The sequence below is a fragment of the Mesorhizobium sp. M5C.F.Cr.IN.023.01.1.1 genome, assembly GCF_003997585.1.
Lineage (GTDB): Bacteria > Pseudomonadota > Alphaproteobacteria > Rhizobiales > Rhizobiaceae > Mesorhizobium > Mesorhizobium wenxiniae.
The window spans coordinates 1-15,324 of record NZ_RZSU01000080.1 but is presented as its reverse complement, the minus strand read 5'-3'; the positions used below and the strand labels follow the sequence as shown (position 1 = coordinate 15,324).

Below are 15,324 nucleotides of genomic sequence, written 5' to 3'. Positions count from 1 at the left end.
TTTTCGGCCATCAGGTGAAGCGCTCCCGCCGCACCCGCCGCCAGACGATCGGCAGCGCGATGACGATGATCAGCAGCAGGCCGATGAAGATCGACATGACGATGCCGGGCACGTTAAGCAGCCCCAAGCCAAAAGTCACCAGCCCCATGATGAAGGCGGCGAGCACGACACCCAGAATGCTGCCGGCGCCGCCCAGGATGCTGACGCCACCAAGCACCACCATGGTGATGACTTCCAATTCGTAGCCTTGCGCAATCGACGGCCGGGTCGAGCCGAGCCGCGAGGTGATCAGCACCGAGGCGATGCCGGCCATCAAGCCGGTCAGGCAGAACAGGATGAACTTGATGCGGCCGACGCGCACGCCGGAAAACTGCGCCGCAACCGGGTTGTTGCCGATGGCGAAGACGCGGCGGCCGAAGCTCGTCCGGTGCAGTAGGAACCAGTAGACGACCGCCGCGACGAGGAGCAGCGTCAGTTCGAACGACACCACCCACCAGACATAGCCTTGGCCGAAGAAGGCGAAGCTCGGGGGATAGCCCTTGTAGGCCTGGTCGCCGAGGACGATGAAGGCGATGCCGCGAAACAGGCTCATCGTGCCGATGGTGACGACGATCGACGGCAATCCCAGCCTGGTGACGAGCAGCCCGTTAAAGGCGCCGCAGCCAAGCCCGACCACGATGCCGATCGCCACCAGCACCGGCGTGCCGGCGCCGGCCTGCACCGCCATGCCCATCATCGTCGAGGCCAGCGCAATGATGGCGGCGACCGACAGGTCGATCTCGCCGGAAATGATCAGCAGCGCCATGGCAAGCGCGATCAGCGCCTTCTCGGTGAAGTTGAAGGTCAGGTCAGACAGCGACCACGCGTCGAGGAAATAGGGCGAGGCGAAGCTGTTGACGGCAAAGATGGCGACCGCCACCGCGACCAGCAGCGCCTCCCATGAGAAGATCGCCGCGTTGAGCGGCTTGTCGAGCCGGTCGGGAATGTGGCGTGGGGCTGGGGTGTCGGTCATGCCGCTTCCGCCTTTTTGAGGATGATGCGGCCTTGCCGGCGTTCGCCGCGCGCATTGAGCACCACGGCCAGGATGATGGCGCTGCCCGAAATCGCCATCTGCCAGAAGGGCGAGATGTTGATGACCGGCAGCGCATTGGAGATGATGCCGAGGAACAGCGCACCGAGCACTGCGCCGCCGACCGAGCCGATGCCGCCGGCGATCGAGATGCCGCCGATGACGCAGGCGGCGATGATGTTGAGCTCGTAGCCATTGGCGACCTCGACCGAGGCGATGACGTAGCGCGAAATCCAGAGATAACCGCAGAGACCGGCGGCCATCCCCGAGATGCAGAAGACGATGAACTTGGTGCGGCCGACATCGATGCCGGCATAGACCGACGCCGTCGGATTGACGCCGATGGCGTAGATCGAGCGGCCGAGCGCGGTGCGCGTCATCACGAGGAAGAACAAGGCGATGACCAGTATGGCGATCCACGACAGGACCGGGATGCCGAGGAAGGCCGCGCGCTGCAGGCCGATGAAATCAGGGCTCATCTGGTCGGCATTGACCCAGGCGCCGCCGGAGATGACGAAAGTGGCGCCGCGGTAGATGGTCAGCGTGCCGAGCGTCACCACGATCGAGGGAATGTTCAGCCGCCACACCAGCAGGCCGTTGATCGCGCCGAGCACCAGTCCGACCAGAAGCGCGATGACGATCAGCAGCGGGATCGGGATTGCCGGATGCGCGGCGTTCAGCATCGCCACCACCATGCCGGTGAAGCAGAGATTGGACGCCATCGACAGGTCGATCGAGCGGGTCAGGATCACTACCATCTGACCCAGCGCCAGGATCATCAGGATCGAAGTGTCGTTGAACACCTGGCGCAGATTGGCAGGGGTGGCAAAGCCCGGAAAGCGCATCGAAATCAGCCCGGTCAGCACGACGATTGCCGCGAGCAGCCAGACTTCGCGATATTTGAGAAGAGCCTTCATGCTGCGATCCCCGCTGCCGTCTTGACCAGCGTTTCGGCGTCGAGCCCCTTATTGTCATAGACCGAGGCGATGCGGCCCTCGCGCATGACGACGACGCGGTCGGACATGCCGAGTATTTCGGGCAGTTCGGACGAGACCATGATCACCGACAGGCCTTGCGCGACGAGCTCGGCCATGAAGCCGTGCACCGCGGCCTTGGAGCCGATGTCGATGCCTTTGGTCGGCTCGTCGAGGATGATCACCTTGGGGGCTGTCGCCAGCCATTTGGCGATGACGATCTTCTGCTGGTTGCCGCCCGACAGCGTACCGACATCCTGGCTGAGCGAAGAGGCGCGCAAATCGAGCCGCTCGGTGTAGGAGCGGGCCAGCGCGAACTCCTCCGCCAGTTGCAACATACCTGACTTGGACGTGCGCTTGAGCGAGGGCAGCGAGATATTCTGGAAGATCGGCAGGCCGATCACCACGCCTTGCTTGCCGCGCTCTTCCGGCACATAGACGATGCCGGCGTCGATCGAATCCGCTGCCGATTTCGGTACGATCTGTTTGCCTTCCAGCGTGATTGTGCCGCTGCTGGTGCGGGTGATGCCTGATATCGCCTGCATGACCTCGCTGCGGCCGGCGCCGACGAGGCCGTAGAAGCCGAGGATTTCGCCTCTGTGCAGCTCGAAACCGATGTCGTCGAACTCGGTCGGGTGCGACAGGCCGGAGACAGTGAGCACCGGCGCGCCGATCTCGGCCTTGCGCTGCGGGAAGATGTGATCGACGGCGCGGCCGACCATCATGCGCACGATCTGGCTCTGGCCGGCATCCCTGATCAGGCCTTCGCCGACCATTTCGCCGTCGCGGAACACCGTATAGCGGTCGGCAATGCGGTAGATCTCGTCGAACTTGTGGCTGATGAACAGGATCGCCCTGCCTTCGCTCTTCAGGAATTCGATGAGCAAAAAGAGCTCCTCGATCTCCTTCAGCGACAGCGCTGCGGTCGGCTCGTCCATGATGACGATCTGGGCATCGATCGACATGGCGCGGGCGACTGCGACGAGGTGCTTGTTGGCGATACCGAGATCCTTCAGCCGCGCGTCGGCGTCGATGTGGCCGGCACCCATGGTGTTCAACACTTCAAGGGCATTCTTGCGCATGGTGCGCCAGTCGATGGTGCCGAAGCGCGACCGCGGCGCATGGCCGAGAAAGATGTTCTCGGCCACCGTCAGGTCGTCGAACAGCACGGTTTCCTGGTGGATGGCAGTGATGCCGTGCCCGAAGGCGGCATGCGCGCTGGGCAAAGTGACGGCCTGGCCATCGATGCTGATGGTGCCCGCGTCGGGCTGGTAGATGCCGGTCATGATTTTGACCAGCGTCGACTTGCCGGCGCCGTTCTCGCCGATCAGCGCGGTCACTTGGCCGGGATAGAGCGACAGGCTGACATCATGCAGCGCGCGCACGCCGGGAAAACTCTTCGAGATGCCGGACAGGGTCAGCCGCGGGGTCGGAGCCAGAGGCCGCTCGGTCGTCGGGTTGAGTTGGGCTGTCGTGTCCATAGTCGTATCAAGCCCTGCAGCAGGTCCGTTTGAGGACGCGGCGGGATCTAAGGTCCCGCCGCGCCGGCTTGAGGGGCTCCCGGATCAATAGATCTTGGAGAATTCTTCGATGTTCGACTTGTCGAACTTGAAGGGCGGAGCCATCGCAGCCGAATTGGTATCGTCGAGCGTGACCTTGCCGACGCGGCCGATCGACAGCGTCGCACCCGGCTTGGCTTCTTCCTTCTTCACCGCCAAATCATGGGCGAGGTAGACGGCCGAGTAGCCGAGGTCGATCGGGTTCCACAGCGCGACCGCTTGGCTGGCACCGTTGTCGATGAACTTCTTGAACTCCGACGGCAACGCCAGGCCGGTGACGTTGACCTTGCCGATCAGGCCTTGGTCGGTCACCACCTGAGCGGCGGCAACGACGCCGACCGTGGTCGGTGCGATGATCGCCTTGAGGTCCGGATAGGACTTCAAAAGGCCCTTGGCCTCGTCCGTGCTCTTGGCCGAGTCGTCGTCGCCATAGACGGTGGCGACGAGGTTGATCTTGGGGAATTTCTCCGGCAGCACCTTCTTGGCCGCGTCGATCCAGGCGTTCTGGTTGGTTGCCGTCGACGAAGCCGACAAGATGGCGACATCGCCGCCTTCCGGCAGGTAGTCGGCGGCAAGCTTGATGATGGTCTCGCCGATCAGGTTTGTGTCCGAGGGGTTGAGGTGGAGCTGGCGACCTTCCGGAGCGACGCCTGAATCCCACGAGATGACGGTGATGCCGCGATCCATCGCCTTCTTCAGCGCCGGCACCAGCGCGTCGGCGTCATTGGCCGAAATGGCGATGGCGTTGACCTTCTGGGCGATCAGCGAATTGATCACCTCGATCTGCGCTTCGGCGGTCGCCTTGGTCGGGCCGGTGTAGATGATATCGACGTCGCCGAGTTCCTTGGCCGCCTCTTCGGCGCCCTTGTTGGCGGCATCGAAGAAGCCGTTGCCGAGCGACTTCACCACCAGTGCGATCTTGACGTTCTCGGCATAGGCGGCATTCACGAACATGGCGGCGGAGAACGCCGCCGTAACCATCAGTTTCTTCAGAAAGCTCATCGAATATCCTCCCTTGAGCGTTGCATTCCATCGCCGCTGCGAGCCTCAGGCCTGCAGCGAAGATTCTTCCTTACTGCCCAGCGTTGTGCGAGCGACGACCAGCGTCACGCCGGCGGCCTCCAACATCTTGGCCTCGCGATCTTCAATGCCGTCGTCGGTGATGACGGTCGCGATGCGCGACAGGCCGCACAGGATCAGGCTCGAGCGTTTGCGGAACTTCGACGAGTCGACCAGCACCACCAGTTCGTCGGCCTGATCGATCAGTTTCTGCTCGGCCTGGATCAGCAGCGGATCGCCTTCCATCAAGCCGAGTGGCCCGAGCCCTTGCGCGCCCATGAACATGCGGCGCGCATAGAAATTGCGCGTCACGTCATTCTCGAAGGGCGACAGGATTATGTTCTGCTCGCGGTAGATGGTGCCGCCCGACAGCATCACCGTGTTCTTGGAGTGCTTGAGCAGGTGCTCGGCGATCGGAAAGGAATTGGTGAAGATCGGCATGCGGCGGCCGCTCAGGAAATGCACCATCTGGAAAGTGGTGGTGCCGCCATTGATGATGATCGGCTCGCCGTCCTTGCAGAGTTCCACGGCGTCCCGCGCGATCGCCCGCTTCTGCGAAGCGTTGATCGTCTCGTTGACGGAAAAAGGCCGGCCGGCAAGGCCGATGAACTGCGGTGGCGTGATCGCTTCGGCGCCGCCGCGCACGCGGCGCAGGCGCTTTTGCACATGCAATGCGGCGATGTCGCGCCGGATCGTCGCCTCGGACGAGTCCGTCAGGTCGACCATTTCCTGCACCGTCACCACAGGCTTTTCCTGGACGGCGGACAAAATGATCCTGTGGCGCTCTTTCTCGTGCATGGTTCCTCCCTGCCTGAGCATCTAGGCACCCAAAACGCGCAGTGTCAATCATTTCCGATCATATAATTTCATTGTGCAGTGCAATATGATCAATCTTGATCGTTTGTGATTGACAATGCCGCTTCTTCCGTGGACATTCGGCCAAAGCTGACCCGCTATGTGGTCGCAATTGACCGCACCATTTGCGCGTCTCACGTCACGGGAGGATTACCTATGCTCGACAAGCGCTCCGGCACGCGCCTCGCCAATCTTTGGGATGAGGCGAAAGCCCAATCGATGAGCGAGCCGGAACGTCTCGTCTATCGCTCGAATGTTCTTGGCTCCGACAAGCGCGTCACCAACTATGGCGGCGGCAACACCTCTTCCAAGATCTGGCAAAAGGATCCGCTCACCGGCGAGCGCGTGGAAGTGCTGTGGGTCAAGGGCTCGGGCGGCGACAGCGCCTCGATCAAGCTCGACGGCTTCGCCACGCTCTATATGGACAAGCTCAGGGCGTTGAAGGGTCTTTATCGCGGCCTCGAGCATGAAGACGAGATGGTCGGCTATCTGCCTCACTGCACCTTCAACCTCAATCCGCGCGCGGCGTCGATCGATACGCCGCTGCACGCCTTCGTGCCGAAGCCCCATGTCGACCACATGCATCCCGACGCCATTATCGCGATTGCCGCCGCCAAGGATTCGAAGGCCCTGACCAAGGAGATCTTCGGCGACGCGATCGGCTGGCTGCCATGGAAGCGTCCGGGCTTCGAACTCGGCCTGTGGCTGGAAAAATTCTGCCTTGAGAACCCTGAGGCCAAGGGCGTCGTCCTGGCAAGCCATGGCCTGTTCACCTGGGGCGAGACGCCTCGGGAATGCTACGAGACGACGATCTCGGTCATCAACCAGGCGATCGACTGGTTCGAGCGCAAGTCTGAAGGCAAGCCGATCTTCGGTGGCGAAGTCGTCAAATCGCTCGACGCGCCAGCGCGTCGCGCCGCGGCGGCAAAGCTGATGCCGAGGATCCGCGGCCTGATTTCGGAGAAAAGCCACAAGCTTGGCCATTTCGACGATTCGCCAGCCGTGCTCGAATTCGTCAATTCGAAGGATTTGCGCCCACTGGCAGCGCTCGGCACATCCTGCCCGGACCATTTCCTGCGCACAAAGATCCGGCCGCTGGTCATCGAATTCGATCCCAAGAATCCCGACGTCGATGCTGTCATCGCCCGTCTCGCCGACGATGTGGCGGAGTATCGCGTTGCCTATCAGGCTTATTACGACCGCTGCAAGCACGTGGATTCGCCACCGGTGCGTGATCCGAACGCCGTGGTCTATCTGATGCCCGGCGTCGGCATGTTCACCTTCGCCGGCGATAAGGCGACGGCGCGCATATCGGGCGAATTCTACGTCAACGCCATCAATGTCATGCGCGGCGCCTCGACGGTGTCGACCTATGTCGGGCTGCCCGAGCAGGAAGCCTTCGACATCGAGTACTGGCTGCTCGAAGAGGCAAAGCTGCAGCGCCTGCCGAAGCCGAAGGCTCTAGCCGGCCAGATCGCGCTGGTCACCGGCGGCGCCGGCGGCATAGGCCGGGCGACGGCCAACCGGCTGCTGAGCGAAGGCGCCTGCGTCGTGCTGGCCGACATCGACGAGACCGCCCTTGCCAGTGCCAATGACGAGCTGGCGAAAGCCTATGGCAAGGATTTCGTGCGGCCGCTGGTCATCAATGTCACGTCAGAGGACCAGGTGATCTCCGGCTTCGCCGAGACGGCGGTCGAGTTCGGCGGCATCGATATACTGGTGTCGAATGCCGGCCTGGCAACCTCGGCGCCGATCGAGGAGACGACGCTGGCGCTGTGGAACAAGAACATGGACATCTTGTCGACCGGCTATTTCCTGGTTTCGCGGGAAGCATTCCGGCTGTTCCGGGCTCAGAAGATCGGTGGCAACGTCGTCTTCGTCGCCTCCAAGAACGGTCTTGCCGCATCGCCCAATGCCGCCGCCTATTGCACGGCCAAGGCTGCCGAAATCCATCTGGCGCGCTGTCTGGCGCTGGAAGGCGCGGAAGCGCAGATCAGGGTCAATGTCGTTAATCCCGACGCCGTGCTGCGCGGCTCGAAGATCTGGACCGGCGAGTGGAAGGAACAGCGCGCCGCCGCCTACAAGATGTCGGCCGACGACCTCGAGCAGCATTACCGTTCGCGCTCGATGCTGAAGCGTTCGGTGTTCCCCGAAGACATCGCCGAGGCGATCTATTTCTTCGCGTCCGACATGTCGGCCAAGTCGACCGGCAACATCGTCAATGTCGACGCGGGCAACGCCCAGTCGTTCACGCGCTGAGCGGAGGCGGGCGATGGAACAGATCATCTCCGCCGACATCGTCGACAAGGACAACGCCGCGCGCGAGGCCGACCTCAAGCGCGACTACGATTCGCTCGGCGAGCGCCTCGACCGCCGCGGCATCGCCATCGACGCTATCCGCGACAAGGCCGAAAAATTCGCCGTGGCAATCCCGTCCTGGGGCGTCGGCACCGGCGGCACCCGCTTTGCCCGCTTTCCCGGCGCCGGCGAGCCGCGCGATATCTTCGACAAGATCGAGGACTGCGCCGTCATCCGGCAGTTGACGCAGGCGACGCCGACCGTCTCGCTGCACATTCCGTGGGACAAGGCCGACCCGAACCGGCTGAAGCAGGCCGCCTCCCGCTTCGGCCTCGGCTTCGACGCCATGAATTCGAACACGTTCTCCGACGCCAGGGACCAACGACTTTCCTACAAGTTCGGCTCGCTGTCGCATGCCGATGCCGCAACGCGCCGGCAGGCGGTCGAGCACAATCTCGAATGCATCGAGATCGGCAAGACGCTGGGATCGAAGGCACTGACCGTATGGATCGGCGACGGCTCGAACTTTCCCGGCCAGGTCAATTTCGCCAAGGCGTTCGAACGCTATCTCGACGCGATGAAGGAGATCTACACGGGATTGCCGGACGACTGGAAGCTGTTCACGGAGCACAAGATGTACGAGCCGGCCTTCTATTCGACGGTCGTGCAGGATTGGGGCACCAACTACATGATTGCCACCGAACTCGGCGACAAGGCGTTTTGCCTGGTCGACCTCGGCCATCATGCGCCCAACGTCAACATCGAGATGATCGTGTCGCGGCTGATCCAGTTCAAGAAACTCGGCGGCTTCCATTTCAACGATTCGAAATATGGCGACGACGATCTCGACGCCGGCTCCATCGATCCCTACCGGCTGTTCCTCGTCTTCAACGAACTGGTCGATGCCGAGCTTTCCGGTGCCGAAGGTTTTGATCCGGCTCACATGCTCGACCAGAGCCACAACGTCACCGATCCGATCGAAAGCCTGATGCTGTCCGCGGTCGAGGTGCAGCGCGCCTATGCGCAGGCGCTGCTGGTCGATCGCAAGGCGCTGGAAGGCTATCAGGACGCCAACGACGCGCTGATGGCGACGCAAACGCTGAAAGCCGCCTATCGCACCGATGTCGAGCCGATCCTGGCCATGGCGCGGCTGAACACGGGCGGCGCCATCGATCCGGTCGCCGCCTACCGGGCGGCCGGCTATCGGGCGAAGGTCGCGGCGGAACGGCCGGCGGTTGCGAGCGGCGGCGGTGGGATTGTTTGATATCGGCCTGAAACGAAAAACCCGCCAGCGGCGGGTCGCGGCGCAAATCAGCACCATAAATAAATTAATAGCATAATCGCCGGCACAAAGCAAGAACAAAACGGCTGTGCCAAGCAGGAAGGGAGGGCGCGAAGGATCGCGGCTTCATTCCAGCTTGAGTTCCTCGCCCCACGAAAGTGGGGAGAGGTGGCTCGGCGAAGCCGAGACCGAGAGGGGACCCCTCTACGAAGCCCCCTCTCCGGCCGCTTCGCGGCCACCTCTCCCCCGCTTCGCGGCGGGCGAGGAACCCAGGTCGTGAGAGTTCGTGGAAGGTGCAAGCTTCGCCGAATCTTCATTATTGTCAGTAGACTCAACCTCACCAAGCGGCTTTTCTAGGCGCACCCCACCCCTCGGAGAACGGCCATGCACCGCCGCACCCTAATCGCAATCAGTCTTTCCCTTACCTTGACCTTTGCGCCGCTGGTGACCGCATTCGCCGCCTCGCCGCAACCGGCGAAGGGCGAGCATGGCATGGTGGTGACCGCCCAGCATCTGGCATCGCGAGTCGGCGTCGAGATGCTGAAAAAGGGCGGCAATGCCGTCGATGCGGCGGTCGCCGTCGGCTATGCGCTGGCTGTGGTCTATCCGAATGCCGGCAATATCGGCGGTGGCGGCTTCATGACCATTCGCTTCAAGGACGGCCGCTCGACCTTCCTCGATTTCCGCGAGCGTGCGCCGCTCGCCTCGACGAAGACCATGTATCTCGACAAGGACGGCAAGCCGGTGAAGGGCGCCAGCCTGGACGGCTATCTTGCAGTCGGCGTGCCGGGCTCGGTGGCCGGCTTCGAGACCGCACGGGAGAAATACGGCACGCTGACGAGGCGGGACCTGATGGCGCCGGCGATCGGCTATGCCAGGGACGGGTTCGTGCTGGAGCAGGGCGACGTCGCCTCGCTCGAAGGCGGCGCCGAACGGCTGGCCAAGGATCCGGCCGCGGCTGCCATCTTCCTGAAGCCGGACGGCAAGCCTTATGCCATCGGCGAGCGGCTTGTTCAGGCCGATCTCGCCGCCTCGCTCTCAGCCATTTCGGAGCGAGGTCGCGATGCCTTCTACAAAGGACCGATCGCCGACGGCATCGTCAAGGCGAGCAGGGAGAAGGGCGGCATTCTGGCCAAGGCGGATTTCGAGAACTACGCGGTTCGCGAACTCGAGCCGGTGACCTGCAACTACCGCGGCTATGAGATCACCTCGTCGCCGCCGCCGAGCTCGGGCGGTGTCATCATCTGCGAGATCCTCAACGTGCTGGAACTCTACCCGCTGTCCTATCTCGGCGCGGGTTCTGCCGAAACCGTCAAAGTCATGGTCGAGGCGATGCGCCATGCCTATGTCGATCGCAACTCGGCGCTCGGCGATCCCGACTTCGTCGACAATCCGGTCGAAAAGCTGCTGGACAAGGCCTATGCAAAGGAAATCCGTAAAAAGATCGATCCGTTCCGGGCCGGCGTGTCGCAGGAATTGATGCCGAAGGGTTTTGGCGAGAGCCAGGAGACGACGCATTATTCGATCGTCGACAATGACGGCAACGCCGTCGCGGTAACCTATACGCTGAACGGTTCGTTCGGCGCCGGCGTCGTCGCCGACGGCACCGGCATCCTGCTCAACAACGAGATGGACGATTTCACCCAGAAACCGGGCGTGCCCAATCTCTACGGCCTGGTACAGGGCGAGGCGAATGCGATCGAGCCGAGGAAGACGCCGCTGTCGTCGATGAGCCCGACCATCGTCGCCAAAGACGGCAAGCCGTTCATGGTCATCGGCAGCCCCGGCGGCTCGCGCATCATCACCATCACGCTGGAAGCGATCGTCAACGTCGTCGATCACGGCATGAACATCCAGGAGGCGATCGACGCGCCGCGCATCCACCACCAGTGGCTGCCAGACACGGTCTATATCGAACCGTTCGGCCTGTCGCCCGATACCGAAAAGCTGCTTGCCGGCATGGGCTACCACCTCGATGTCACCGAGGCGACCTGGGGCCAGGCGGCCGGCATCCTGGTCGGCGGCAAGAGCCTGGCCGAGATCGAGAAGGGCGGCGGCGCCCGCTACAACGGCGCTATCGACAGCCGCGCCGCATCCGGCGAGGCGATCGGATATTAAATTTCGTGCGCCCCGGGTTGTTTGAGATTCAGGTCAGACCGAGCCGAGAATAGTGGTTTCCGAGAACCGGAACGGAGCGTACTTTCGGTACGCGAGTACCGAAAGCGTCGCAGGAGACCGCCATTCGCAGGCCGGCATCACCTGAATATCGGCAGACCATCAGATGACCAGCGTTATGGTGGACGCAATCAGCATCACCGCCGCGATGCCGACGAACAAGGCATAGATACGCGGCCGATCGAGCAGAAGCGCATTTCCGGCTATCCACGCCGCAGTGGCGCCGCCAAGCGCGTACAGAAAGCCGTTGCGATGCCCCAAGGCCAGGCATGCGGCCATCAAGCCGCCAACGATGAGGGCGCCGAACACGATGATCACGGCGACCGCGTATTTCTCGAAATCGTTGCTGGCCACACCCGGACCCATCACGTTCAACGTCGTCAGGTCGTCCGGGTCGAAGGGGTTGGCCGACCCATATTCGTCTTGACCGACAGGCTCGCGCATCATTCATTCTCCTTGAAGCGGCAACAAATCATCAAGCCTTGCCGAGCGCAACTGGATCGCGCCGCGTTCAATGCGATCGGCACCGTCTTCAACACTTTCTGGCCGCAGCTTGCTACCGGTTTTTTGGATTTATGTCGGATCGTCCTGTCATTCCAGGCGATCTGTCGGATTGGAATCGCAGCCGGGCGTTCCGACTTGAAAGTCCGCCTCTCTGGAGTCGGCTTCGAAACGCTGCCCCTGACTATCGGGCCTGACGACGATTGCGCGCAGGCCTCGCACCTCGCAACGGCGTGCTTGACGTTGTCGGTGGCGAAGATTGGGTCAGCGGCGAAGTTGGCCGGCGCCACTTTGGGGGGGCGTTGGGGTAGGTTGCCTGATGGGCGCCGGCCAGGCGGAAATCAGGTCCGCCGCAAGGAAAAATAACAGGAATTGCGCGGTATTGGCAGTGGTGTGATCGCGGAAGGATGGTTCGCGCTTCCCGCTGTGGTGACCCATTATGGGTCAGGTCGTCTGGCACCTGAATTGCACGGTAGGCAATGCCGGGCAACAGCCTGGAAGTTGTCCCCAGATATGGGGCCTCGCCGCTTCGCAAATGGAGCGGCGGGCCTTTTTGGCACACCGTCGTGAGCGCGGCACCGCCGGAACTCAAAGGCAGCGTTTTGCAACAAGCCTGGATTTCTTATGCGGCCGGAGCCGGCGGCAGTTCGAACAGGTTGGCGCCATTCTCCTGGCCCCGCTCGACATAGCCGATTATCCGAAACCATTTTGCGACGTCCGGTCTCTGGAGCCAGCTGCGCGAATGAATAGGGAGGTTGCCGGCGAGCGCCTGGATATGGCGAATGTGCCGCTTGCAGAAGCGAACGGTCGCGGCACTGAAGAAATCCTCCTGTGCGGCGAACAGCGTATCGGCGGCGTCGCTATGCTCGTGCCACGCGATGATCGCCACGGTCTTTTCGCCCTGGACAAGCGCGTGAGCCCGACCTTCTTTCAAGTTCATCATCAGATTGTCGTAGGCGATCTTGCTGTCCTTGCCGGCCGCGGCGTATTCGTCCGATATCCGCTGGGACAGATCACGGAAAAGAGCTTCCAGATCTCCAACCGTTGCTGCGCGTGCTCTCATTTCGCCTCCTAGAGCCCCGGCAGGCAGTTTGCCCTAAGGATGGAGGATCACCAAGCAAATCAAATCCGTCATCCGCCCAACGCGAGCAAAGACGTTTCGCGGGCCGAAGCCGCGATGATGTGCTCAGGTCACGTGATTTTGCCGATACGCGCGGGAAATTCGTCTGGTGCGTGAGTCGCGCAGGCAATCGCCATCCGCCCGGTCTAGTGGCGATGATAAGCCAGAACTGTACTGCCGCGTGGCGACTTGTGGCGATCAGATAAGGTAAACCCCGCGCCCTCGATTAGAGACTGAAGACGGACGTCGTCTTCGTCGGGAACTCGCGCCACAATGGTCTGTGCGCGGTTGATGATGTCGATGAAGATGCGATCGGCCTCCTCCTGACCCAACCCCCTGCGGACATGCTGGTACACAGCGAGAAGAAGAACGATATCGTAACGGTCATTTAGAACAGATTGAAGCTTTCGACTCCCAAGACTCATGGTGTCAAATCGACTTTCTACGTTCGATCCTAGAAAGATAGAACGCGCCACGCGGGTGTGTGGCTTTAGAATGTCAATGCCGTGGATGTAGACCGGTCTGCGTTTGGCGATTTCATAAGCGACGATGCCCATATTGCAGCCCACGTCTAGGATAGTCTTACCGGAGTAGTTTACCCCGCATGAAAATAATCCATCGAGCCGATCGTCCCACGTTCCTGCGCTATATTTCTTGTGCGATTTCCAAAAAGGCACAACTATCCTTCCGTGTCCTGGACCAAGTCGAATTTTATCTGCTCTCTCGTGCATTTTCCGGCAAAGTCCAACGAAACGTCTGTCGGACCGTTGAGCAATTGCCATGGAAAATGGTGCCCAGAGGCGGATTCGAACCACCGACACGCGGATTTTCAGTCCGCTATTGAGCGTTGATATTGTTCAACTTTTCGGTCTCATGTTGCGTTTATGTCGCGTTGCGACCCAAATCACTGGGTAACCCGCAAAGACCACCAAGCCCAACAGGGCGAATGGTCGCATCATATCCCTAACAAAGCCTTTTCCGCTGCCGCCAGTTCTTCCGCGTCGTCGCCGCGCGGGAATAGGTGCCCATACACGTCCATCGTCATCATGATCGAGGAATGCCCGAGCCGTTCCTGCACCACCTTGGGCGGCAGGCCGAGTCCGCCGTCGGCTTGGCGATTGATGCACCATGACGCGTAGAAATGCCGCAGAGCGTGCATCCCTGTGTATTTAGCCTTCATGACCGGGTTGCCCTTGTCGTCCTTCTCCCCGGTATCGAACGCCACGCCTGCTGCGACCTGGGCAGGCATCAGGCCACGGTTGATGATGTTGGCTAGGGATTCGACATTGCCGCTACCGCTGGGGAAAACCAGTTCCAGGGCCAATATCGGATTGCCATCTGCATCAAGCTTTCCGGTCGGCCGCTTCGGGCAAACCAACTTCCATTCCCGAAGCGCATTGATGACAATCGGCGGGGCGGGAACGGTTCTTTCGCCCGCCTCGGATTTGGGTTGGCCAATCTCATTGAAGCGATCGGCGCGCTGGTGGACACGGATGGCCCTGTTATCGAAATCCACGTCGATCCAGCGCAGGCCACGCAGCTCCGAGGCACGGAGGCCGGTGAATATGGCGGTCAACAGCAAAGGCCTCCAGCGGCCTTCCACGGCGCCGACAATGGCCTTCACCTCCTCGCGGGTTGGAATGTCGATGCCAACCTTGATCTTGCCCTTCTGGCGCCGTTCTGAACGCCGTTCCTTGCCCTTCCGCTTGCGCCTCATATCCCGAACTGGATTCGTCGTGGCCGAACCCCGTTCCAACCGCTCTGGATAGGCCGCCAACGATCTCAAAAGGTTGCGGTTCGATAACATCCTTTAGAAACGAATAGAGCGCTCCGAAGAGCGCTCCTATGACGATTGCCTTAGTCACGTTCCATTGTTTAGTCATGTCGTTTCCCGCCTCTTGTACGTACCACGGCTTCCCCTTCCCCCCGAAAGGGCGTGCTTTAGGAACCTGCTCTCACAGCGCATTGCGGAAATTGCCCGGCCTCCCGATCTGCCAGGGCCCTTTTTGTCTCAGCTTCTGTGGCACAGGCTCGGCCGTCCATCTTGACGGTGAAGCCTTTGGATTGGAGGCAGCGCACCACGTATCGGTCGCGCAACTCACCGTTAACGTCATAGGTCGTCGATGAAGCCGGGATGTTCACCGCGCCGATGCGATTGCAGGTCACTATCGTTCCATAGGTGTTGCACTGGATGGTGCCTGGATTGTTGTAACCAGGGCGAACATCCGTCGCGAGCGACTGTGGAATTTCCTTGAAGGAGTCGATCTTGATGGGCGGTGTTGTGCTACCCGACGCATGCCGAGTGGGATCGAAGACGATGCGCGGCTGACCAGACTGGCGCAGGATGGGCGATTGGCGAGTCCTACGGCGCGTCAGGACGCGCGGGAGCCGCATCCCGGTCCATAAGACCAGCCAAGGGCGAGATCGCGTCC

At 61.6% G+C, this 15,324-nt stretch carries 13 protein-coding genes, 1 tRNA gene and 1 pseudogene; 4 read left to right on the top strand and 11 right to left on the bottom strand.

Annotated elements, in window-relative coordinates; translation table 11 throughout:
• Nucleotides 1-10: 10 nt before the first annotated feature.
• From EOA78_RS25805 to EOA78_RS25785, 5 genes are all read right to left on the bottom strand, one after another.
• Entirely contained in the window at nt 11-1,012 is a 1,002-nt protein-coding gene (locus EOA78_RS25805) for an ABC transporter permease (RefSeq protein ID WP_127317580.1), read from the bottom strand.
• A complete protein-coding gene (locus EOA78_RS25800; RefSeq protein WP_127317579.1) occupies nt 1,009-1,986 on the bottom strand; it encodes an ABC transporter permease in 978 nt (325 codons plus the stop codon). Before EOA78_RS25800 ends, EOA78_RS25805 begins: the two co-directional genes overlap by 4 nt.
• The gene (locus tag EOA78_RS25795; protein WP_127317578.1) at nt 1,983-3,524 is read right to left on the bottom strand and encodes a sugar ABC transporter ATP-binding protein; all 1,542 of its coding nucleotides are present in this window, start codon (nt 3,522-3,524) and stop codon (nt 1,983-1,985) included. The genes EOA78_RS25800 and EOA78_RS25795 overlap by 4 nt, the downstream gene beginning before the upstream one ends.
• A gap of 84 nt (nt 3,525-3,608) precedes the next feature.
• Nucleotides 3,609-4,604, bottom strand: coding sequence for a rhamnose ABC transporter substrate-binding protein (gene rhaS, locus EOA78_RS25790; RefSeq protein WP_127317577.1), 996 nt, complete (start codon nt 4,602-4,604; stop codon nt 3,609-3,611).
• Between the two features lie 45 nt (nt 4,605-4,649).
• Nucleotides 4,650-5,459, bottom strand: coding sequence for a DeoR/GlpR family DNA-binding transcription regulator (locus EOA78_RS25785; protein WP_127317576.1), 810 nt, complete (start codon nt 5,457-5,459; stop codon nt 4,650-4,652).
• A 213-nt stretch (nt 5,460-5,672) separates the two neighbouring features.
• On the opposite strand from EOA78_RS25785, the gene EOA78_RS25780 reads away from it, so the two are divergent.
• The 3 genes from EOA78_RS25780 to ggt all read left to right on the top strand — a co-directional run bounded on the left by EOA78_RS25780 (nt 5,673) and on the right by ggt (nt 11,214).
• Nucleotides 5,673-7,775, top strand: a complete 2,103-nt coding sequence (locus EOA78_RS25780; RefSeq protein WP_127317575.1) for a bifunctional rhamnulose-1-phosphate aldolase/short-chain dehydrogenase — start codon at nt 5,673-5,675, stop codon at nt 7,773-7,775.
• A 13-nt stretch (nt 7,776-7,788) separates the two neighbouring features.
• Nucleotides 7,789-9,078 (top strand): L-rhamnose catabolism isomerase, encoded by a 1,290-nt coding sequence (rhaI, locus tag EOA78_RS25775; RefSeq protein ID WP_127317574.1) that lies wholly within the window; start codon nt 7,789-7,791, stop codon nt 9,076-9,078.
• Nucleotides 9,079-9,480: 402 nt separating this feature from the next.
• Nucleotides 9,481-11,214 carry a gamma-glutamyltransferase gene (gene ggt, locus EOA78_RS25770; protein WP_127317573.1) on the top strand — a complete coding sequence of 578 codons (1,734 nt, stop codon included), beginning with the start codon at nt 9,481-9,483 and terminating at the stop codon, nt 11,212-11,214.
• 159 nt (nt 11,215-11,373) lie between these two features.
• Here ggt and EOA78_RS25765 read toward each other — a convergent pair whose 3' ends face one another.
• Entirely contained in the window at nt 11,374-11,718 is a 345-nt protein-coding gene (locus EOA78_RS25765; protein ID WP_164783940.1) for a hypothetical protein, read from the bottom strand.
• On the opposite strand from EOA78_RS25765, the gene EOA78_RS25760 reads away from it, so the two are divergent.
• The gene (locus EOA78_RS25760; RefSeq protein WP_127317572.1) at nt 11,695-12,138 is read left to right on the top strand and encodes a hypothetical protein; all 444 of its coding nucleotides are present in this window, start codon (nt 11,695-11,697) and stop codon (nt 12,136-12,138) included. The two genes, EOA78_RS25765 and EOA78_RS25760, sit on opposite strands and share 24 nt — an antisense overlap.
• 256 nt (nt 12,139-12,394) lie before the next feature.
• On the opposite strand, the gene EOA78_RS25755 is transcribed toward EOA78_RS25760, so the two are convergent.
• The 5 genes and pseudogenes from EOA78_RS25755 to EOA78_RS36200 form a co-directional block, all read right to left on the bottom strand.
• Nucleotides 12,395-12,835, bottom strand: a complete 441-nt coding sequence (locus tag EOA78_RS25755; protein WP_127317571.1) for a hypothetical protein — start codon at nt 12,833-12,835, stop codon at nt 12,395-12,397.
• A gap of 203 nt (nt 12,836-13,038) precedes the next feature.
• Nucleotides 13,039-13,449: a hypothetical protein gene (locus EOA78_RS25750; protein ID WP_127317570.1), complete on the bottom strand. Its 411-nt coding sequence runs from the start codon at nt 13,447-13,449 to the stop codon at nt 13,039-13,041.
• A 231-nt stretch (nt 13,450-13,680) separates the two neighbouring features.
• Nucleotides 13,681-13,800, bottom strand: a tRNA-OTHER gene (locus tag EOA78_RS36205).
• 47 nt (nt 13,801-13,847) lie between these two features.
• A pseudogene (locus EOA78_RS25740) lies at nt 13,848-14,624 on the bottom strand (site-specific integrase); the annotation flags it as partial.
• 209 nt (nt 14,625-14,833) lie between these two features.
• A partial coding sequence (locus EOA78_RS36200) for a hypothetical protein (RefSeq protein ID WP_206533500.1) occupies nt 14,834-15,324 on the bottom strand: 491 nt, incomplete at its 5' end.